We start from the raw sequence: 20,800 nt of genomic DNA, 5'->3' as shown, positions 1-20,800 counted from the left end.
CAAGAATATTTCGATGGCAACAAAGAGAGACTACTACGAAGTGCTGGAGGTAACCAAGACCGCAACATCTGAGGAAATAAAAAAAGCATATCGCAAAAAAGCAATTCAGTATCACCCCGACAAAAATCCGGGAAACAGTGAGGCAGAAGAAAAATTTAAGGAAGCTGCCGAAGCCTACGAAATACTGAGCGACGAGCAGAAACGTGCCAAATATGACAGATACGGACACGAAGCTCCGGGCGGATTTGGCGGCGCAGGAGGATTCTCGATGGATGACATATTCTCTCAGTTTGGCGATATATTCGGCGGGCACTTTGGAGGAGGATTTGGCGGATTTGGCGGGCAACGTGGCCCTAGAACAAACAGAGGTTCAGACCTTCGTGTAAAAGTCAAATTATCTCTGAAAGATATCGCATCGGGCGTAGAGAAAAAAATAAAAGTAAACAAATTTGTTTCTTGTACGCACTGTAAAGGTACAGGAGCCGACAAAGGTACAGCCTACGAAACATGTTCGACCTGTAAAGGTTCGGGTGTTGTTACTCGTGTGATGAACACCATTTTGGGGCAAATGCAGACACAGTCTACCTGCCCGACATGTAACGGTGAAGGAAAGACCATTACAAAAAAATGTGCTCACTGTGCCGGAGAAGGTATCACCCGCGAAGAAGAAGTGATAACCATCAACATTCCTGCCGGAGTAGCAGAAGGCATGCAACTATCGATGAGTGGTAAGGGAAATGCAGCCCGCCATGGTGGTATAAATGGCGACTTGCTTATCTTGGTAGAAGAAGAACCGCATCCTGAGCTGTTCAGAGACGACAATGATATAGTTTACAACCTACTGTTAAGTGTTTCTACAGCCGCACTAGGTGGTAATGTCGTTGTACCTACTATAGACGGAAAGGTAAAGGTAACGATAGAACCGGGAACACAACCGGGTAAGGTTTTGCGACTCAAAAATAAAGGTTTGCCAAGCATCAACAGATACGGCACGGGAGACTTGTTGATAAATATCAGTGTCTATATCCCCGAAAACCTGAGCGACAGAGAGAAAGAGACCCTCACAGGATTGGAAAACTCTCCTAACTTTCAGCCTAGCAAATCGGTAAAAGAGAAAATATTCACTCATTTCAGAAAAATGTTCGATTAATCTCAATATTATTTAGATAAATAAAAAGCAATTCTTCCTTCTATAAGGGAGAGTTGCTTTTTTATTTCTCCTGATCTATATAAATGATGTAATATTTCATTTTCTATTATATCTTTGTTATAACCTAATGTTTATACAAATACAGCGAGCGATGAAGATTAAAGATATTCTGCATGTCATAGAACAGATTGCCCCTATTCCTTTGCAGGAAGGATTTGATAATAGTGGAGTGCAAATAGGAGATATACATCAGGAAGCCAAAGGCGCAATTGTTTGTATAGACGTCACCGAGGCCGTAATGGACGAAGCGATAGCCTTAGGCTGCAATCTGATCATATCGCACCATCCTCTGGCGTTCCGCAGCTTCAAATCTCTCACAGGCAAAAATTATATCGAACGCTGCATGATAAAGGCATGCAAGCACGACATCGTTGTATATGCAGCCCATACCAATCTGGATAATGCCTCGGAAGGAATTAATCAGTATTTGGCTGATATGCTCAACCTGCAACATGTAAGGATTCTTGATCCGCAAAAGGACAAACTACTTAAGCTTGTAACCTTTGTTCCACATTCACATGCCGAGCTTTTGCGCAATACATTGTTCAATGCAGGAGCCGGATCGATAGGCAACTACGACTCGTGCAGCTACAATATTACAGGAGAAGGAACATTCAGAGCAGGTGATGAAGCCAAGCCTTACTGCGGCGAAATAGGCGAATTGCACACCGAACCCGAGACACGCATCGAAATGGTATTGCCTGTATACAAGCGGTCGGAAGTTTTGCGCGCACTCATCTCCGTACATCCCTACGAAGAACCCGCATACGATTTCTACGCTTTACAAAACGAGTGGAGTAAAGCCGGAAGCGGTATCGTGGGTACGCTGCCCGAAGAGATGGACGAAGAAGATTTCTTATACTTGCTCAAAGACACATTCCACCTCAATATGCTGCAACACTCGCCTTTGCGTGGCACACCCATACGCGATGTGGCTATATGCAGCGGCAGTGGGGCATTTCTTATTCCGAAAGCAGTTTCTTACAGCGCCGATATTTTCATCACGGGAGAGGCTAAGTATAACGACTTCTATGACGTAGAAGATAAAATATTGCTTGCAGTGATAGGACATTACGAGTCTGAAATTTTCACAAAGAATATTTTTTTCGATATTATTTCAAAAAAATATCCTACCTTTGCAGTATATATGTCAGGGTTTGACGTAAATCCTGTAAAATATTTGTAATCAGGCGGTGACCTACTCCCGCTTATTACGGATGATGTAGTAAGAAGATAGTTGAAGCTATTCGATTACTGCATTTTTTTATGATAGAAATTCAATAAACAAAAATATCTTATGGCAAAAAAATCTACAGAAAAAGAAGTAACGGTAGAAGAAAAGCTACATACGCTTTATCATCTACAGCTGAAACTATCTGAAATAGATAATATCAAAATCCTACGTGGAGAACTTCCTCTTGAAGTAGCCGACCTTGAAGATGAAATCATCGGATTGGAAACTCGTATCAAAAAACACGAGGCTGAATTAAAAGAAGCTGATACTGCAATTTCGCATCAAAAGCAAAAAGCAAAAGACAGCGAGCTCAAAATTGCAAAATATAAAGAACAGCTTGATAATGTTCGCAACAACCGTGAGTTTGATCACCTCAGCAAAGAGATAGAGTTCGAAACATTGGAAATTGAGCTTTCAGAAAAACGTATCCGCGAATTTAGCCAGGATTCTAAAAGCCTTGCTGAGCAAATAGAAAAGAGCAAAGCTTTTCTTAGCGAACGTGCTGCCGACCTTGCTCAAAAGAAAGAAGAACTGGATGGCATTGTATCTGAAACAAAGCAACAAGAAGAACAACTTCGCGACGAAGTGAAAGATATCGAGGCCGAAGTAGAACCTCGTTTATTACAAGCCTTCAAGAGAATTCGCAAAAGTGCACGCAACGGTTTGGCTGTTGTATGTATAGAGCGTGGTGCTTGCGGGGGTTGCTTCAACAAAATTCCACCACAAAAACAAATGGATATCAAAATCGGTAAGAAAATTATCGTTTGCGAATATTGTGGTCGTATCATGATTGATCCGGAACTAATAGCAGCAGAGTAACTTATCAGAAAATAACATATTTTACAAATAATCGGAAAGGTTAAAAAGATCTTTCTGATTATTTTTTTTGCTTTTTTCTTAAACATTATCTTCCACATCTTGTTCTATTTACTATACAGTGAAAAACAAAATGGAAAACTTTTCTCCAATATATAATTTTTACACATCTAATTTTCAGATAATTAAATTTTAAAATGGAAAACTTTTTACTTTGTTAATAAATATATATTGCAAAATTTGTTTCATCATCACATAATCTGTAATATTGCATTAACAAAAAAAAATCAAGAGAAACAGACAAAATAATTTATATAAAAAACATAAACAAATGGCACAGAAGGTTTACACTTTTGACGAGGCGTATAAAGCCGCACTTGATTACTTTAACGGTGATGAGCTAGCCGCTAAAGTATGGGTTAACAAATATGCCCTAAAAGATGCGACAGGCAATATCTACGAACAATCGCCCGAAGATATGCATTGGAGATTGGCGAACGAAATAGGCCGTATAGAATCAAAATATAAAAATGGACTCACTACCCAAGAGCTATACGACTTGTTTGACCAATTTAAATATATTGTGCCACAAGGAAGCCCAATGACAGGAATAGGCAATGACTATCAAATAGCATCATTGTCGAACTGTTTTGTTATCGGCATGGATGGATCATCGGATTCGTACGGAGCTATTATACGCGTCGACGAAGAACAAGTACAACTAATGAAACGCCGTGGAGGTGTTGGACACGATTTATCACACATACGTCCTAAAGGATCTCCGGTAAAGAACTCAGCTCTTACATCTACCGGACTTGTCCCTTTTATGGAAAGATATTCCAACTCTACACGTGAAGTCGCTCAAGATGGACGTCGCGGAGCCCTCATGCTTAGCGTATCTATCAAGCACCCTGACTCGGAATCGTTCATTGATGCCAAAATGATAGAAGGGAAAGTTACAGGCGCCAATGTTTCGGTAAGGATAGACGATGCCTTTATGCAAGCAGTAGTAGACGGAACACCGTATACTCAGCAATACCCGATAGACTCGAACAACCCGACTACAGTAAGAGACACTAACGCTACCGACCTGTGGAAAAAGATAGTTCACAATGCATGGAAATCGGCCGAACCGGGAGTATTGTTTTGGGATACCATCATCAGAGAATCTGTGCCGGACTGCTATGCAGACCTTGGATTCAAGACTATATCTACAAATCCATGTGGTGAGATCCCTCTTTGTCCTTATGACAGCTGCCGTCTATTGGCAATCAATTTATATTCATACGTAGTGAATCCATTCAAGGAAGATGCATATTTCGACTTCGAACTATTCAAAAAACACGTAGGACTCGCACAACGAATCATGGACGATATTATCGATCTTGAAACCGAGAAGATAGATAAGATCCTGAACAAGATAGAAATTGACCCTGAAAACGAAGAAGTAAAATGGCCTGAAAGACATCTATGGGAAAAAATCCGTAAGAAAACACTACAAGGCCGCCGTACAGGAGTAGGTATCACAGCCGAGGGCGACATGATTGCCGCTATGGGCTTGCGTTACGGAACAGAAGAAGCTACAACTTTTGCCGAAGAAGTACACCGCACACTGGCTATTGCTGCATACCGTGCTTCTGTGGAACTGGCGAAGGAACGTGGAGCATTCGAAATATTCGACATCGAACGTGAAAGAAACAATCCTTTCATCAATCGTTTGGCTGAAGTTGATCCGAAACTATACAAAGACATGGAAAAATATGGACGTCGCAACATAGCATGTCTTACAGTAGCACCTACAGGAACAACAAGCTTGATGACACAGTCGACATCAGGTATCGAGCCGGTATTCCTCCCGGTGTATAAACGTCGCCGCAAAGTGAATCCGAACGACAAGGAAGTACGTGTAGACTTTGTTGACGAAAACGGAGACTCTTGGGAAGAATATGTCGTATTCCACCATAAGTTTGTAACATGGATGGAAAGCAAAGGATATCCTGCTGCCAAGCGATATACAAATGAAGAAATAGACAAGATGGTTGCCGAATCGCCTTACTACAAGGCTACTTCAAACGATGTAGACTGGCTACAGAAAGTAAAAATGCAGGGACGCATCCAAAAGTGGGTAGACCACTCTATCAGCGTAACCATCAACCTGCCATCTGATGTTTCGGAAGACCTCGTGAACCAACTTTATATAGAAGCATGGAAAAGCGGATGTAAAGGATGTACTGTATACCGTGACGGATCGCGCGCCGGAGTTCTTATTGCTAACGACAGCAAAAAGGAAGAAGAAGACTGCGGAGACTGCTACGAACGCCCTCAGATAGTAATGGAACGCCCTCGCGAACTGGCTGCGGATGTCATCAAATTCCAAAACAACAAGGAAAAATGGATTGCTTTCATCGGCTTATTAGACGGACGCCCTTACGAGATCTTTACCGGATTGTCGGACGACGACGAAGGCCTTGTGCTTCCGAAGAACATCAATCAAGGTGTGATTATCAAAACAATGAACGACGAAGGTCAACGTTCATACGACTTCCAATTTAAGAATAAGAGAGGTTATAAAACAACAATCGAAGGACTGAACGGCAAGTTCAACCCAGAGTTTTGGAACTACGCCAAACTAATATCAGGAGTGTTGCGTTACGGAATGCCTATCGATCAGGTTGTAAAACTTGTTCAGGGACTTGAACTCAATAGCGAAACTATCAACACATGGAAGAATGGTGTTGAACGTGCACTGAAGAAATACCTACCGAATGAAACAGAAGCCAAAGGTCAAAAATGTCCTGTCTGTGGACTAGAGACATTGGTATATCAAGAAGGTTGTATGAAATGTACAAACTGTGGTGCATCGAAATGCGGATAAAGCATTTTTCAATAATAATAACAAAGCAGCAAGACAAATCCTCTTGCTGCTTTTGTTTTTTATTGTATTTTTGTAGCAAACTTACAATAACTTCATGTACGCCCAGAACAACAGTTTCGACCATGGAGTATCTCTTTTTCGAAAAATATATAGCAAGACGGAGAGACTCTTATATTCTATCAGCAACACCAAAACAAAGATAAGGGCGTGTTGGATAGTTGTGATACTAATCTGTTTCACAGCTCTATATTCACTAAACAGATTGACTCCTATTATATCCGATGACTTTGCATATCTCTTTATCTACGGAGAAGAAGGTCGTATCACTTCGATCAAGGACATTATACATTCTCAAGTCAACCATTACTACATGTGGGGAGGACGCTCCGTTGTTCATTTTATCGCACAAATACTGCTAATGCTCCCTACCGATGTAGCAGATCTACTAAATACACTAGTTTATTTAAGCTATATCTTCTTAATCTACCTGCACATCAAAGGAAGAACAAAAAATAGCATCTTCTTATTCTTAACCGTCAATCTTGGAGTATGGTTTTCACAACCCGTAATTGGCGATACCATCTTTTGGCTAACGGGCTCTGCCAACTACCTTTGGGGAACATGGCTGATTTTACTATTCCTTTTGCCCTTCAGGCTGTATACAGGAAGAGTATCAAGGCCTATATTACAAGCTTTTTACTCTATGTGTATTTTCATACCGGGAATACTAGCCGGATGGACAAACGAAAACACAGCGGCTGCAATGTTAGTGATTGTTATAGGCTTTTTCATATATTACCGTTCGCACAAGTGGTCTATTCCTGTTTGGGCTATTGCTGGATTTGCCGGAGCTATTATAGGCTTTATCATCATGATAACTGCTCCGGGAAACTTTGTAAGAGCGGGTGAATCCACATCATTCAGCCTATACAACTTAAGTTACCGTCTATTTATGTGGACGCTTACATTTTTTTATTATAGCGGACCTCTTTTTCTTATTACTCTCATTTCCGTTATCACTTTCAGTCGTTTCTCGAGAGGAGATAAAAAAGACAAAATGAAGCTTGTGCTTATATATGCAGTAGCTGCTATTGCAGCGGTATACGCCATGCTGGCTTCACCTACATTCCCCCGCAGAGCACTTTTCGGCGTTGTCACCTTCCTTATTATTGCCATAGGCATCTGCTTTTACAACCTGGATTATAAAAACGTATTTTTGAGGCAAATAAGACTTATCGTAGTATCAGTATCACTGATAGCCTTTTTATTTACCTTTTATCTGGGCTGGAAAGAAATTAATTCATACAGCAAGATAGTAGCACAACGGGAAGTTGCTATAAAACAAGCGAAAGAAAAAGGTTTAGATTATTGTGAATTTACACGATACAACGGAAGTTCGTACATACACGGAGAAGACCCATATTCAGAGGAGCTAATGTCTCGCTATTATGGGATAAGGATCAAATTAAAAGATTGAAACGGGATTAAGCTAGAAGATATCTATTCCCATCAGTGTACCTGTAATAATACCGGCTACACCCAGACCTACCAATAGTACCCCTATGATCTTATTAAATATCTGAAGCCCTCTGGGATTGAAGCGGGATCGCAGTTTATTAACAAAGTAAGTAACCAGCAACCACCACAGCATAGCTCCGATACCAATAAAAGATATGGTAAGAAGATCGTACCCGAAAGGCTTATCTGCATCAATCACATTGAAGCGAGCAAACAGGGCTATATAAAGAAATAACGTAGCGATATTGGAAACGGTAAGTCCTAGCGAAGATGCAAAGACCTTCCAGAAAGACATGGCATTTTCTTTTAGTTTAGTAAGGCTTTTCGACGGGTTTTTATTAAAAACTACATACCCGAAAGCAATGAGGACGACACTACCCACAATCTTAAGAGGGCCTTCGTGTTGTTGAATAAATTCGGTGCTGAACCCTAGACCTAAAGCTGCAATAATAGCAAGTAATGCTATCAGCATATCACCCACAGCGGCTCCGAGTCCGGTTATCAACCCTTGCTTCTTTCCTTCATTCAGAGTACGCTGAATACACAGCATACCAACAGGTCCCATAGGAGCAGAAGATAAAAAACCAATAAATAATCCTTTTATAATGATATATACCATTAACTATATATTAGTGGAACACCCTGTCTGTCAACAGGGAAAAACTATAAGGTTTCATTTTTTTATAGTTAAGAGTCCCTCTCAGCTTCACAAAGATAGTATCAAAATCTTAGAATATGACACAAATGCGGTAAAACCGAGTTTGAGATTAAGGATTTTTAATCTAATCGAATCATCATCGGTGGTTTAAAAATATCAATTTATATTTTCTTTTATCTTGTTAAATAAAAAATTGAAAAGTGGAGAATAAAAGGAAATTTGAAGAAGGTGCCCCAAGAGTCTTAGGGCATTCTTGAGACACCTTCTTTTTTATATAGAACTTATCTTAAGACCAATAAAGAATGTACGAGGCAATGATGGTCCATAAATATACTCAGAATCCCTGTTAGGGCCTTTGTCGTAATCTTTCTGTATCTGGTTGAACATATTCTGTATTCCGCCATTAATCTCCACTTTGTTAGTAGCATTCAGATTGAAGAAATAAGACAACTTCACGGTCATATCCACAAAGCTGCGTGTTTTTACAGTCACATCTTTATCAACACCCTCTGCACCGGCAAAGTGGGGAGCCAACATAGAGCCTGTATACACACCCGACAAGGAAACGGCATAGCTTTTCTTAGGCGTAGCGGTTGCCGAAAAGAATCCGTACGTATCAGGTGATCGGAGCATCTTCTTCACAGGTTCTACATACGACTCTGACGACCAGCTTACAGGCTCTGTATAGCGGCTTCTCTGCCAAGTAAATCCACCTTGCAGCTCAAGCCAGTCGATAGGCTGTATTGTCGTTTCCATATTTAACCCATATACGTATGCACCATCACCATTTTTGCGGGTCATTATAATATTACCCATAGCGTCGGTTCCTGTTTCTTCTACTATAAACACCCTGTTTATCTTATTGTAAAATCCTTCAACAAGAAAATAGGAATAAAACTTATTATTAAACAAAGTATAATCGAATCCTCCGTTGATCGCATTCGAATATTCACGTTTCAGGTTTTCACCAAGAACAGTAATCGTAGCCTTTCCTCCGATAACAGGCACATCCAGATCAGAAGCTATTATTTCGGGAGCTCTGTATCCCATCGAATACGCTGCACGTAAATTCACTTTCTCCCCCACCCTGTATCTAATGCTTGACCGGGGAATGATATTTACATTACTCAGCTTATTATGCTTGTCACCTCTTATTCCGACAATGAAGGTCAGCTTGTCATCGCGCCACTCATTCTGCGCATAGAGGCTGCTTACATTCAAAATTTGCTTTATATTCCGGCTATGAATCGTATCATGAAGGTTTGTATACTCTTGTGTAAAACCTACAGTAAATTTAGCAGGCATAAACAGCAGTTTATCGGTGTTCACCTCGTAGCGAACAGTACCTGTAGCTGCCAGTTCGGATGTATTACCGTACCCATTCAGATCACGACCGCCGCCATAGTAACTATCTCTACCTGTTTTTTGAATAGAGCCATTCACCGTCAGCTTACGTTTGTTATCGTCACTCGAATGTACATAACCTACACTCCCTGCATGTATACTATAATCTGTAGTCTCGGCTATCTCCGCTTCATGGGGTGGGCGATTGAGATTATCTCCTCCCCTTCTGTACTCGGAGATATAGTGATATTCGAGCGTGAGCTTATCATTTAAAGTAGGCTTTGTAAAACTGCGGAAACCAATAGATGTCGCCTTATTTTTTCCAATTTCGGAGAAACCATCATCATTGGCATCCCATGCATTACGATGGCGCATATTAGCAAATAATGAAATACCCGAAGTCTTTGTCCTGTCTACAAATGAAGAGTTGAGAGACAGGATATTATCCGCCGATTTTCCGTCTATCAAAGACATATTGTATTTTGCCTGATAAGAATTTTTCTCCGGCTCTTTTGTTATCACATTAATAACTCCACCAATTGCATTTGCTCCATAAAGTACAGAACCGCCACCTCTGATTACTTCTACTTGTTCTATCATATTAGTCGGCATCTGTTCTAATCCATACATTTTAGATAGGGATGTAAATACAGCTTGTCCGTCAATAAGCATTTGCGAGTACTGCCCCTCCAAACCATTGATGCGGACTTCTTGTGTACCGCAATTCTGGCAATTGGTTTCTACACGCAAGCCCGGCATATAATTCAAGCCTTGCGAGAGCGATACGGAGTTGGTAGCCTCAAATGTTTTTGTTGTAAGCTCGTTCACCACCACAGGCGAAATCTTCCGATTGAGAGCCCTCAAAGATGCAGTTACTGCAATTTCGCCGAGCTGCTGATTCTCAGGTTCTATGTACATGGTTACATTTCGGGTAGCACCCTGCCCTATAGTTACCTCTTGCCTTATGGGAGCATATCCGATATACTGAGTTACCAGAATATATGTCCCTGCGGGCATTTTGTCGATAGAGAAATGCCCTGTTTCGTCTGTTACGGCAGCATGCTTGGTTTTATCGATATAAACAGTTACACCCGGAAGGTGCTCTTCGGTTTGACCATCGAGGACATGCCCTTTGATTGATGAAGTTTTCGATTGCGCTATAGAACTTATAGCATATAGTATATAGAATGATAAAAGTATAATCTTTTTCATATTGATTAAATATATAGTAATGGTACAATAACAATGCAGTAATGCACCATTTTGTATGATGTATTGGCAACACAAATCTCGTCGAAGAAATTTGCATTACACTTTTTTGGGAATAAGTCAACTGAATAAAGATTGAAGCATGAACACTTCAATCATAAGGAGGAAATCAATTCCTCATAATTAGACTTTATATTGTCTCAGGATAGAAACGAAGGAGGTGCTCTATAGTTGGCAGAATACAGAACAGGAGGAATTACATCCTTTAGTATTACCTGCTTGTATGTAAAGGTTATCTCGGTAATGTATATATCACCGATATGGGAAGACACAGCCTCAAAAGAAGCTAGATTGGATACCTGATTGAAAGTAAAGAAACCGGCTGAGGTATGATGATGAGTTTCGAATGGAAGTTGCCTGTTATTGTCACCACCTTTTGCCAGCTTTTTGTATGGGTGGGAATGTACATACACCACTCCATTGTAGACGTGGCTATGTACAAAATAAGATACACAGCCCAGATATCCTATATACAATAGGAATAATACTCTGGCTGTGTATCTTATTTTATTTCTCGACACTATATCTTTTTAGCTAATCATTTCGAGGTGCTGTTATAGTTACTGAATATAAGCCCCATCTTCATATTATTAACATCTGTTCTGAATATAGCTGAAGCAGGAGTCATTAAGTTGTAAACATTTGTGTACATAGTAACACTCGACCCTGAAGACGTTGTAGACGATTGAGTCTTAGTCGAAACAGGTATAACCAAATATTTAAGATCAGGAATATTGTCTTTTCCTTTATAATAATCCATATAGTGATTAATCAGGTTAGCGATATTATTCACTGTACTACTCGCTATATTTCCATAGACGAAGTTATAAATATTAGTCGTCGATGACCGCTCCATGACAAAACTGGTTTTAGCATCCGGTCTATTCTTATTCCTATCTGAGAAGAAATTAGTCAAAGAATCTTTATTTATAAACAAAAGAGTTGATGGTCTTCCCAAATTGGTTTTTTCTTCCTCTTCGGTGAATCCTTTAATCTTAAAGTTAGCAGCGTTCAATTTATTATTTTTCTTGCCCGTCTCTTCGGCTTTTTTCATTATTTCAGCCAAAGGTATTGTCAATTCGGTACATACTCCCGCCGGGCTTTTCATGTATGTACGTGTATCATTGTTAGTAAACAAGTAGTCCGGATTTTTGTTCTGAATGTGGTTCAACTGTATCACTTCGGGCGTAAATGCCATTCTGAACACCCCTACTCGAACAGAGTCTTCAGTATCAGCTACATTTCTGCCATTATATTTAAGATATACCTTAAATATTGTAGTACTCGCGCTAATCATTGTTCCCGAACCAAAGGTAGATGTAAGATACATACCTTTAAAGAATTTACGGAAAGAATCAGAGTTTTTGAATGTTGCACCTTTCGAGTTCACCCATTCATCATAAAACTCTTGCCCCATATCCTTTTTGAGACGAAGTGAATACGTCCTTTGACCGCTATTGTTCGGAGCAGAAGTCACTGTAAATATACCTTGACCCAGAGGTTGCGACATATCACAATATTTCTTCGGATCTATATTCGTAAAGAAATTAGCGGTAAGAGGCTGTGTTGCTTTGTATGCAGCTATACCAAACGGAGCGATACTATCACCCAAATACTGATCTGAAATCACCTCAAGAAAAGTCGAATCGATAGAAAGCGTCTTTGGTGGAAACTCAGTATTTTCAGGACAATATAGTTCCGATAAATAGTCAGACTTTATGTTCCCGAATACAGGATCCACATAATTTCCTAATAACCCCATTTGAGATTTGGCATATACCGAATCTTCGAGCGATACGGTTCTTGCTGTTATGGCAACAGTATCAACATATACAAATATATCGTCTCCTTCGGGCAGTATAGAATTTCCTATCTTGTTCAAATCGTCATCACAAGAAATAAAAACAACCATCAGGATTGTAATTATCAGACTCAGTAAAGCTTTACTCTTCATTCAAAATTAAGGGTTAAATTAAATTGGTTTCAAATATCCAAAAAAATGCTGTTCTCATGAAATAAAACAGCATTTTTCTATTTTTATTTTAGATACTTTAAAGATTCTCGTAAAAATTATTGATTGCATCAACAGAATTTTCCAGATCTCCCTGATAAGGAAGGAAGTTTTTACCTGATTTACTTGCGTAATCGAGTACATCTTTATTGATCAAATCTTCACTTTGTATTACTCCGTCTGCATTTTTAATCGCAAATTTAGCCAGAGTTTCGAAATCAACAACACCTTTTAGGTCTGTGATTTCCTTATCTTTTATTCCGTCGAACTTTAATTTGTCGATAAACTTATTGCTGAACGGCTTCTTAAAGTCATCATTATAGAGAGAGTAAACAACCTTTGAGTTTTTGAAACAAGGGTCATCAGCATATGCTGTCTTAATATAAAGACCTGTAAGTGCTGTCATCCAACCATGACAATCGATTACATCAGGTATCCAACGAAGTTTTTTTATTGTTTCCAATACACCCCTCACATAGAATATGCTTCGTTCGTCATTGTCGTCAAACTCCACTCCGTGATCATCCGCCACAGTATATTTACGTTTGAAGTAATCATCATTATCTATAAAGTAGATCTGCATGCGAGCAGCCTGTATCGATGCCACTTTTATTATCAGAGGATGGTCTGTATCATCTATTATAAGATTCATTCCCGATAGGCGTATAACTTCATGCAACTGATTACGCCGTTCGTTTATACTGCCGAACTTCGGCATAAACGTTCTTATTTCCTGTCCTTTTTCTTGTATTGCTTGAGGTAAGTATCTACAATTAGTTGCTATTGGTGAATCCGGCAAGTAAGGAGTGATCTCCTGCGTGATGTATAAAATCTTTTTAGTACCCATTTAATTATAATCCTCTTCTGTTTCTTGAATTGAAAGTACAAAGATAATAAAAAAAAATCTTGTTTTTTGCAAATTTTACAAGACAAAATCCTGCAACCCTTTAATTTAAGGTCTTTCTTCCTTGTTTTGGTGAAGATTTATTCGTTAAAATTGAAACAAAAAAGCCTGATTGTTTCGTCGTTACACAAATATTTAGTTGCTTTGTATCCGCTTTTGATTTTTGAAAAAGATGAGATTATTAAATACTGTAAAAGAGGTACAAGATGTTGTTGCACCATTGCGCCTGAAAGACAAAAAAATAGGATTCGTACCCACCATGGGTGCACTGCATAACGGTCATATTTCTCTTGTAAAACAATGTATCGCAGACAATGACATCTCTATTGTCAGCATATTTGTAAACCCGACACAGTTTAACAACAAAGAAGATCTTGTAAAATATCCGCGCAACCTGGAACAAGATTGCCTATTTCTGGAAAAAGCAGGCGTAGACTTCGTCTTTGCTCCTTCCGAAAAAGAAATATACCCCGAGCCGGATACAAGAGAGTTCGATTTTGGACAGATTGACAAAGTGATGGAAGGCGTGCATCGCCCCGGACACTTCAACGGTGTAGCACAAGTTGTAAGCCGTTTGTTCGACATTGTAAAACCTGACAAAGCTTATTTTGGCGAAAAAGATTTCCAACAATTGGCTGTAATCAGGGCTATGGTCAAACAACTGGAGCTGCCGGTACAGATTGTACCAATGCCGATAGTACGGGAACCCAGCGGACTGGCACTAAGCAGTCGGAACGAAAGGCTGAACGCAGCTCAAAAACAGGTGGCTGTAAATATATCTAAAACCTTATTCGAAAGTAAGGAATGGATGCAATCCCAAACCGTAAAAGAGGTAATAGACAAAGTAACCAATCAGCTCAATTCACATGAAGAGTTGGATGTGGAATACTACGAAATAGTAGACGGCGATTCTTTACAGTCGGTAAACAACTGGCAAGAATCTGATTATATAGTAGGATGCATCGCAGTATTTTGTGGCGATGTACGTTTGATAGATAATATTGTATACAAAGCGAAAGCTTAATTATAAAGATAAAAAATGATCATAGAAGTTGTAAAATCGAAGTTACACCGTGTTACTGTAACCGAAGCCAACTTGAATTATATCGGAAGTATCACGATAGATGAAGATTTGATGGACGCGGCAAACCTGATAGAAGGCGAAAAAGTCCAGATAGTCAACAACAACAATGGCGAACGCCTCGAAACATACGTCATCAGAGGCGAACGTGGATCGGGTGCTATTTGCCTGAATGGAGCTGCCGCCCGCAAAGTACAACCGGGAGACATTGTTATTATAATGTCTTATGCCCAAATGGAGTTTGAAGAAGCTAAATCTTTCAAGCCATGGGTTGTATTTCCTGACACTAAGACTAACAAGATTATCAAATAAGACCTATTTTTAGGAATTTGTATTAACTCTGCTATTGGCAAATAGCAAACAGCTAAACTTATGCATTCATATACATATAAAGATATATGGAAGGTAAGTATTCCTATTATGTTAGGATTACTTGCCCAGAATATTATACAACTCACAGGTACTTTTTTCCTCGGACATGTTGTCAACCCCGATCACCCCGGTTTGGCGGGTATATACCAAAGTGCTTCGGGACTTGCGGGAATATATTATGTAGCTATTTTTACGCTTTGCTTCGGTTTCAGTATCGGTGGGCAGATTATGATCAGCCGCCGCAATGGTGAAAAAAATTACGATAAGATAGGTACTATCGTGATACAGGGGCTTATGTTTTTACAGGTATTTGCTCTTATTCTGTTTTTCATGTCACAGCTACTGATCGATCAAGTGCTGTCTACATTCCTCAAATCGCCGGACGTATTCGACGCTATCGACAGATATTTATCTATACGCATCTACGGATTCTTCTTTGCGGCATTCAACGTAATGTTCCGTGCATTCTATGTCGGAGTCGCCCGCACAAAGGTATTGACATTCAATGCAATCACAATGGCTGTTGTGAATATCATAGCCGACTATGCTCTTATATTCGGTAACTTCGGTTGCCCCGAGATGGGAATTGAAGGTGCAGCCATCGCTGCTGTATTGTCAGAGATAGCCTCTGTGCTATTTTTTACCATATATACATTTGCAACCGTCGACTTCAAGAAATATGGTTTTGCAAAGATGAAATTCAAGCTATCCATTATCCGAAGCATCCTGAATATATCATCCTTTACGATGGTGCAGTATTTTATCTCCATGTCTACATGGTTTATCTTCTTCGTTGCCATAGAACAACACTCCGAAGATGCGCTTAAAATAACAAACCTCGTCCGAAGTTTCTATATGGTTTACTTTATTCCGATGAATGCTTTGGCCACCACCGCCAACACACTGGTGGGCAATACGATGGGCGCAGGGAATATAAAAGGAGTTATTCCCCTTGTGAAGAAAATATGCTTATTAAATATGGGAATAATCGTTCTCATGATGGGAATAACATTTATTTCTCCAGAGTTTTGGATATCAATCATAGCTCCTATCGATCAGAAAACACTTATCGGAGAAACGGTGACACCTCTTATCGTATTACTTTTCTCGCTACCGATATCAGCACTAAGTATTGTAGTATTCAACTCCATATCTGGAACAGGAAACACCAAAGCCGCCCTTATATTGGAAATGATAACAATGGTAATATACATTGTGGCTATGTCGTGGATAGTAATATATAAGGAAATGTCTGTAGCGTGGTGTTGGACTGTAGAATACTTTTATTGGGGACCTCTATTAATATTCTCAATCATATATCTCACACGAGCCCGATGGCAAAATAAAGTAGTGTAAGAAAACAGTTATAGCGAAACGTATAATCCGAAAAGTCAATTTACATTTTCAGATAAAAATCTTTCAATAAAGCAGTAAAGTCATCTGAATATATATGTCTTGCTTTTTCTATAATCAAATCATTCTCGATTGGTGTGGCTTCATCTTTCGACAGCTCTATCAGAATGCGTTTTGGTAGAGAATCAGGGGTAGGAAACACATTGGTAATACGTGACACTGATAGTTTATATTTTTCGGCAAGCTTTATAAGCTCTGCTTTGTAATCAAAAGGATAGATAAAAGACATCCGCCCCCTTTGAGACAAAAGTGAAGCAGACAAGCCGATCAAATCTGCGACAGGCAAACTATCGGTATGCCTTGCCAAAGAACGTTCTTTGTTTGGCGACTTTAAGGATTGTACAAAAAAAGGAGGGTTGGAAACAATCACATCATATCGTTTCTCTGCTTTTGAGCAAAACTCTTGCAACGAAGCATTCCAAGAATTGATACGGTTACCAAATGGAGAATTTTCAATATTATCCTTTGCCTGACTTACAGCATCGCTATCAATGTCTATTGCGTCTATTACAGCTTTTTCGTTGCGCTGAGCCATCATCAACGAAATGAGTCCCGTACCTGTACCTATATCTACAATATTATCGCCTGAAACATTGACCCATGCACCAAGCAAAACACCATCTGTACCTACCTTCATGGCACAACGATCGTGATAAACTGTAAACTTTTTGAACCTAAAATAAAGATTCGGCATATTTATATAAGTAACATTTTTATAGTAAAATCAATGTATAATTTCTTATTACATGTATTATACTATCACTCATTCAAAAAATCTATAACCATTTATGGCATAAATTTTGTTATATATGTAAGCAAAGTTAGTTATTATTCCATATTTTTATCTGCTTCTTGTAAAAAGGAGCATAAAAACAAAAACAAGGATTATAAATATGTTTAGTAAAAAGAAAGATTTTCTCAGTCTCGAAGAAAACAATGGACCGGTTATATCGATCATAGCTAATGACTTCGATGATGGAGATTGCTATATAAATGAAAACGACCTGAAAGAAGAAATCGCGATTCTTCCGCTAAGAAACACGATTATTTTTCCGGGGACGAGCATGCCGATATCCGTTGCACGAAAAAAATCGTTGAAGCTGATAAAAAGTGTAAGCCGTCTGAAAGGGAAATACGTGGGGCTTGTCTGCCAAAAAGACGCAGACAACGAAGAACCCGAAATCAACGACCTGTATTCAATAGGCGTTATTGGCGAAATTATACGTGTAATCGAGCTTCCAGACGATGAGAACGTGACTGTCATCTTTCAAGGAAAAAAACGTTTTCGCCTGACAGAACTGACACAAACCGAACCGTTCCTTAAAGGAAGATACGAAATTAAGGAAAGTGTTCCTGTTCTCAAGACAGACACAGAATACAAAGCACTGTTAGATTCTATTCGCGACCAGATGATACTCATGCTGCGTATGTATGGCGAACCACCAAAGGAATTCATACAGCGAATAAAATCGGATAGTGTATCTTCGGTATTGGTAAATTACTGTTGTGCAAATCTGCCTGTTTCAGGATCGGAGAAGCAAGCTCTGTTGGAAATAGACGACGAAAAAGAACGTGCTTACCGCCTGTTGGTTATCCTCAATCGTGAAACACAGATGATGGAGATGAAGCTCAACATACAAATGAAAACACGTGAAGAGCTCAACCAACAACAAAAAGAATACTTCCTTCAACAACAAATAAAAACAATTCAGGACGAATTGGGCGGAAGCCCTCAACAAGCCGACCTCGAAGAGTTTAAACAGAGAGCAGCAAAGAAGAAGTGGGGTAAAGATGTAGCCGCTATTTTCGAAAAAGAAATAACAAAGCTCGAACGCCTGCATCCGCAGTCGCCCGACTACTCTACTCAATATACATATATAGAAACCATACTCGACTTGCCTTGGGGTGAGTACACGAAAGACAATTTCAATCTGAAAAATGCTCAGAAAGTGCTCGATCAAGATCACTTTGGTTTGGAGAAAGTAAAAGAGCGTATTATTGAGCATCTTGCCGTACTGAAACTCAAAGGTGACCTCAAATCGCCGATCATTTGTCTTTATGGCCCTCCGGGAGTGGGGAAAACATCCTTAGGTAAATCTGTAGCAAAAGCACTCAACCGCAACTATGTGAGAGTGTCTTTGGGAGGATTGCACGACGAGTCGGAAATACGAGGACACCGCCGTACATATATAGGTGCGATGCCGGGGCGTATTATTCAGAATATACTGAAAGCCGGTTCTTCAAATCCTGTGTTTGTGCTTGATGAAATCGATAAAATAGGTAGTGATTTTAAAGGTGATCCGTCTTCTGCCCTATTAGAAGTCCTTGACCCTGAACAAAATTCAACATTCCATGACAATTACCTGAATATCGATTACGATTTATCGAAAGTAATGTTCCTTGCTACTGCAAACAACCTATCGACCATCTCTCAGCCATTGCTCGACCGTATGGAACTGATAGACGTAAGCGGATACATTATAGAAGAGAAAATAGAAATAGCTCGCCGTCACCTCATACCTAAACAATTGGAAAATCACGGACTGACAAAAGACGCTATCGATATTCCGAAAAAGACAATAGAAAAAATTGTAGAAAACTATACCCGCGAATCGGGAGTGCGTGAACTGGATAAGAAGATTGCCAAGATTATGCGTAAACTGGCTCGTAAGGTAGCTTCTGACGATGAATATAAGAAAGTGATCGATCCGGATGATTTGCAAGAGTATCTGGGAGCAGTAGAATATACCCGTGATCAATATCAGGGCAACGAATATGCGGGAGTCGTTACAGGCTTGGCTTGGACTTCGGTAGGTGGAGAAATTCTGTTTATAGAAACATCGCTAAACAAAGGCAAGGGCGGCAAACTAACCCTGACAGGAAATCTGGGGGATGTGATGAAAGAATCGGCCATACTTGCACTCCAATACTTACAGTCGCACGGACAGCAGTTGCTCGGTATTGACGAAAAGGTATTCGACAACTGGAATGTACATGTACACGTTCCTGAAGGAGCTATTCCGAAAGATGGCCCGTCAGCAGGTATAACAATGGTTACATCGCTGGCTTCGGCTTTCACCCAACGCAAGGTTAGACCAAATCTGGCAATGACCGGAGAAATAACCCTGCGTGGAAAAGTTCTTCCTGTGGGTGGCATCCGTGAGAAAATACTGGCTGCAAAACGTGCCGGAATAAAAGAGATCATCCTTTGCAAAGAAAACAAAAAGAATATAGACGAAATCAAACCTCTATATCTCAAAGGATTGACTTTCCACTATGTAGATGACATAAAGGAGGTTCTCGATATAGCTTTGCTAAAAGAGAAGGTGAAACACCCTTTAGACTTAACCATAAAAGAAGAAAAAGAGAACAAAGGGAACTAATAGGTAAAGAAATTTCTGAATACATAAAGAGGCTGTCTAATTTTTTGGATAGCCTCTTTCTATAATACTCTACCCTCTTACTTATTTCTTGGTAATTGTTTATGGGTCTGCTTTATAGAATCTGATAATTTTCTTACATTTGTATCACTTATGGCAAAAAATCAACGTTTAGGCGAAAGCTTCTCTATAATCAACAGATATGCTATGTTTTATGGTCTGTTGCTCGGATTATTCTGGGTTATCAGATACATATTTCTAATTGTAGCAGGCATAGGTGTATCAGACAGGTTTGCATTCATCTTTTATCTGCTCAACATTGTCACATTGCTGGTAGTGTATATTTTCTATTACAGGTTTAAGACTTCCGACCCCGACAATCCGCAAAGCGCATGGCATTGCATCGCCTTTACGGTATTGATGTGCTTTTACGCCTCTTTTCTCGAAGGCGTAATCATGTTTGCTCACTATCAGTTTATCGACCCGGCATTCTTTAGCCGCATGATAGAGCCAGTGATGAAAAGCATAGAAGTTGCCCCTATAATAAAAGTACCTGAGGCCGACTACGAACGGGCAAAAGACATTATGAGAGTAATATTTTCTAACAAACTGACATATATCGTAATGGAATTTATAAAGAACATATTCTTAGGATTTTTCCTTAGCTTTGTTCTCAACTTTGTAGTCAAAATAAAAAAGAATAACTAAAGCATCT

Annotated in this window: 16 protein-coding genes; 10 read left to right on the top strand and 6 right to left on the bottom strand. The window is 39.6% G+C overall.

Annotated features, from left to right (window positions below; all coding sequences use genetic code 11):
• Positions 1-13 precede the first annotated feature (13 nt).
• The 5 genes from dnaJ to QOX35_RS03895 all read left to right on the top strand — a co-directional run bounded on the left by dnaJ (position 14) and on the right by QOX35_RS03895 (position 7,612).
• Positions 14-1,150, top strand: coding sequence for a molecular chaperone DnaJ (gene dnaJ / locus QOX35_RS03915; protein ID WP_283685863.1), 1,137 nt, complete (start codon positions 14-16; stop codon positions 1,148-1,150).
• Positions 1,151-1,301: 151 nt separating this feature from the next.
• Positions 1,302-2,396 (top strand): Nif3-like dinuclear metal center hexameric protein, encoded by a 1,095-nt coding sequence (locus QOX35_RS03910; protein ID WP_252638566.1) that lies wholly within the window; start codon positions 1,302-1,304, stop codon positions 2,394-2,396.
• 111 nt (positions 2,397-2,507) lie between these two features.
• Positions 2,508-3,263: a zinc ribbon domain-containing protein gene (locus tag QOX35_RS03905; protein ID WP_135104781.1), complete on the top strand. Its 756-nt coding sequence runs from the start codon at positions 2,508-2,510 to the stop codon at positions 3,261-3,263.
• A 328-nt stretch (positions 3,264-3,591) separates the two neighbouring features.
• Positions 3,592-6,135 carry an adenosylcobalamin-dependent ribonucleoside-diphosphate reductase gene (locus QOX35_RS03900; protein ID WP_283685862.1) on the top strand — a complete coding sequence of 848 codons (2,544 nt, stop codon included), beginning with the start codon at positions 3,592-3,594 and terminating at the stop codon, positions 6,133-6,135.
• 94 nt (positions 6,136-6,229) lie between these two features.
• On the top strand, positions 6,230-7,612 hold the full coding sequence (locus tag QOX35_RS03895; RefSeq protein ID WP_283685861.1) for a DUF3329 domain-containing protein: 1,383 nt from the start codon (positions 6,230-6,232) through the stop codon (positions 7,610-7,612).
• 12 nt (positions 7,613-7,624) lie between these two features.
• Here QOX35_RS03895 and QOX35_RS03890 read toward each other — a convergent pair whose 3' ends face one another.
• From QOX35_RS03890 to QOX35_RS03870, 5 genes are all read right to left on the bottom strand, one after another.
• Entirely contained in the window at positions 7,625-8,272 is a 648-nt protein-coding gene (locus QOX35_RS03890; protein WP_135104778.1) for a LysE family translocator, read from the bottom strand.
• 309 nt (positions 8,273-8,581) lie between these two features.
• A complete protein-coding gene (locus QOX35_RS03885) occupies positions 8,582-10,867 on the bottom strand; it encodes a TonB-dependent receptor (protein ID WP_283685860.1) in 2,286 nt (761 codons plus the stop codon).
• Between the two features lie 197 nt (positions 10,868-11,064).
• Positions 11,065-11,445, bottom strand: coding sequence for a DUF8478 family putative metalloprotein (locus tag QOX35_RS03880; RefSeq protein WP_283685859.1), 381 nt, complete (start codon positions 11,443-11,445; stop codon positions 11,065-11,067).
• Between the two features lie 17 nt (positions 11,446-11,462).
• Complete coding sequence (locus QOX35_RS03875) at positions 11,463-12,878, bottom strand: DUF4270 domain-containing protein (RefSeq protein WP_283685858.1); 1,416 nt, start codon at positions 12,876-12,878, stop codon at positions 11,463-11,465.
• Positions 12,879-12,975: 97 nt separating this feature from the next.
• Positions 12,976-13,782 carry a glycogen/starch synthase gene (locus QOX35_RS03870; protein WP_135104774.1) on the bottom strand — a complete coding sequence of 269 codons (807 nt, stop codon included), beginning with the start codon at positions 13,780-13,782 and terminating at the stop codon, positions 12,976-12,978.
• Positions 13,783-14,011: 229 nt separating this feature from the next.
• On the opposite strand from QOX35_RS03870, the gene panC reads away from it, so the two are divergent.
• Genes panC through QOX35_RS03855 form a run of 3 tightly spaced genes read left to right on the top strand, consistent with a single transcriptional unit; the run spans position 14,012 to position 16,648 of the window.
• On the top strand, positions 14,012-14,863 hold the full coding sequence (gene panC, locus QOX35_RS03865; protein WP_283685857.1) for a pantoate--beta-alanine ligase: 852 nt from the start codon (positions 14,012-14,014) through the stop codon (positions 14,861-14,863).
• Positions 14,864-14,878: 15 nt separating this feature from the next.
• A complete protein-coding gene (panD, locus tag QOX35_RS03860) occupies positions 14,879-15,232 on the top strand; it encodes an aspartate 1-decarboxylase (protein WP_006843338.1) in 354 nt (117 codons plus the stop codon).
• Positions 15,233-15,292: 60 nt separating this feature from the next.
• Positions 15,293-16,648, top strand: a complete 1,356-nt coding sequence (locus tag QOX35_RS03855) for an MATE family efflux transporter (RefSeq protein ID WP_283685856.1) — start codon at positions 15,293-15,295, stop codon at positions 16,646-16,648.
• Between the two features lie 40 nt (positions 16,649-16,688).
• Here QOX35_RS03855 and QOX35_RS03850 read toward each other — a convergent pair whose 3' ends face one another.
• Positions 16,689-17,399, bottom strand: coding sequence for a tRNA1(Val) (adenine(37)-N6)-methyltransferase (locus tag QOX35_RS03850; protein ID WP_283685855.1), 711 nt, complete (start codon positions 17,397-17,399; stop codon positions 16,689-16,691).
• A gap of 199 nt (positions 17,400-17,598) precedes the next feature.
• Between QOX35_RS03850 and lon the strand changes: the two genes are divergently transcribed.
• Positions 17,599-20,088 carry an endopeptidase La gene (gene lon, locus QOX35_RS03845; protein ID WP_283685854.1) on the top strand — a complete coding sequence of 830 codons (2,490 nt, stop codon included), beginning with the start codon at positions 17,599-17,601 and terminating at the stop codon, positions 20,086-20,088.
• A gap of 150 nt (positions 20,089-20,238) precedes the next feature.
• Positions 20,239-20,793, top strand: coding sequence for a DUF4199 domain-containing protein (locus QOX35_RS03840; RefSeq protein ID WP_135104769.1), 555 nt, complete (start codon positions 20,239-20,241; stop codon positions 20,791-20,793).
• The last annotated feature ends 7 nt before the right edge of the window (positions 20,794-20,800 follow it).

The organism is Dysgonomonas sp. Marseille-Q5470, from assembly GCF_951230145.1.
In the GTDB taxonomy this organism is placed as follows: domain Bacteria; phylum Bacteroidota; class Bacteroidia; order Bacteroidales; family Dysgonomonadaceae; genus Dysgonomonas.
This window is presented reverse-complemented; position numbering and strand designations above follow the sequence as displayed.

What these genes read in the sequence shown, in the direction of transcription:
- lon (WP_283685854.1), top strand. Translation starts at nt 17,599, where the DNA reads ATGTTTAGTAAAAAGAAAGATTTTCTCAGTCTCGAAGAAAACAATGGA.
- QOX35_RS03890 (WP_135104778.1), bottom strand. Translation starts at nt 8,272, where the DNA reads ATGGTATATATCATTATAAAAGGATTATTTATTGGTTTTTTATCTTCT.
- QOX35_RS03840 (WP_135104769.1), top strand. Translation starts at nt 20,239, where the DNA reads ATGGCAAAAAATCAACGTTTAGGCGAAAGCTTCTCTATAATCAACAGA.
- QOX35_RS03905 (WP_135104781.1), top strand. Translation starts at nt 2,508, where the DNA reads ATGGCAAAAAAATCTACAGAAAAAGAAGTAACGGTAGAAGAAAAGCTA.
- panC (WP_283685857.1), top strand. Translation starts at nt 14,012, where the DNA reads ATGAGATTATTAAATACTGTAAAAGAGGTACAAGATGTTGTTGCACCA.
- QOX35_RS03870 (WP_135104774.1), bottom strand. Translation starts at nt 13,782, where the DNA reads ATGGGTACTAAAAAGATTTTATACATCACGCAGGAGATCACTCCTTAC.
- dnaJ (WP_283685863.1), top strand. Translation starts at nt 14, where the DNA reads ATGGCAACAAAGAGAGACTACTACGAAGTGCTGGAGGTAACCAAGACC.
- QOX35_RS03885 (WP_283685860.1), bottom strand. Translation starts at nt 10,867, where the DNA reads ATGAAAAAGATTATACTTTTATCATTCTATATACTATATGCTATAAGT.
- panD (WP_006843338.1), top strand. Translation starts at nt 14,879, where the DNA reads ATGATCATAGAAGTTGTAAAATCGAAGTTACACCGTGTTACTGTAACC.
- QOX35_RS03895 (WP_283685861.1), top strand. Translation starts at nt 6,230, where the DNA reads ATGTACGCCCAGAACAACAGTTTCGACCATGGAGTATCTCTTTTTCGA.
- QOX35_RS03855 (WP_283685856.1), top strand. Translation starts at nt 15,293, where the DNA reads ATGCATTCATATACATATAAAGATATATGGAAGGTAAGTATTCCTATT.
- QOX35_RS03850 (WP_283685855.1), bottom strand. Translation starts at nt 17,399, where the DNA reads ATGCCGAATCTTTATTTTAGGTTCAAAAAGTTTACAGTTTATCACGAT.
- QOX35_RS03910 (WP_252638566.1), top strand. Translation starts at nt 1,302, where the DNA reads ATGAAGATTAAAGATATTCTGCATGTCATAGAACAGATTGCCCCTATT.
- QOX35_RS03900 (WP_283685862.1), top strand. Translation starts at nt 3,592, where the DNA reads ATGGCACAGAAGGTTTACACTTTTGACGAGGCGTATAAAGCCGCACTT.
- QOX35_RS03875 (WP_283685858.1), bottom strand. Translation starts at nt 12,878, where the DNA reads ATGAAGAGTAAAGCTTTACTGAGTCTGATAATTACAATCCTGATGGTT.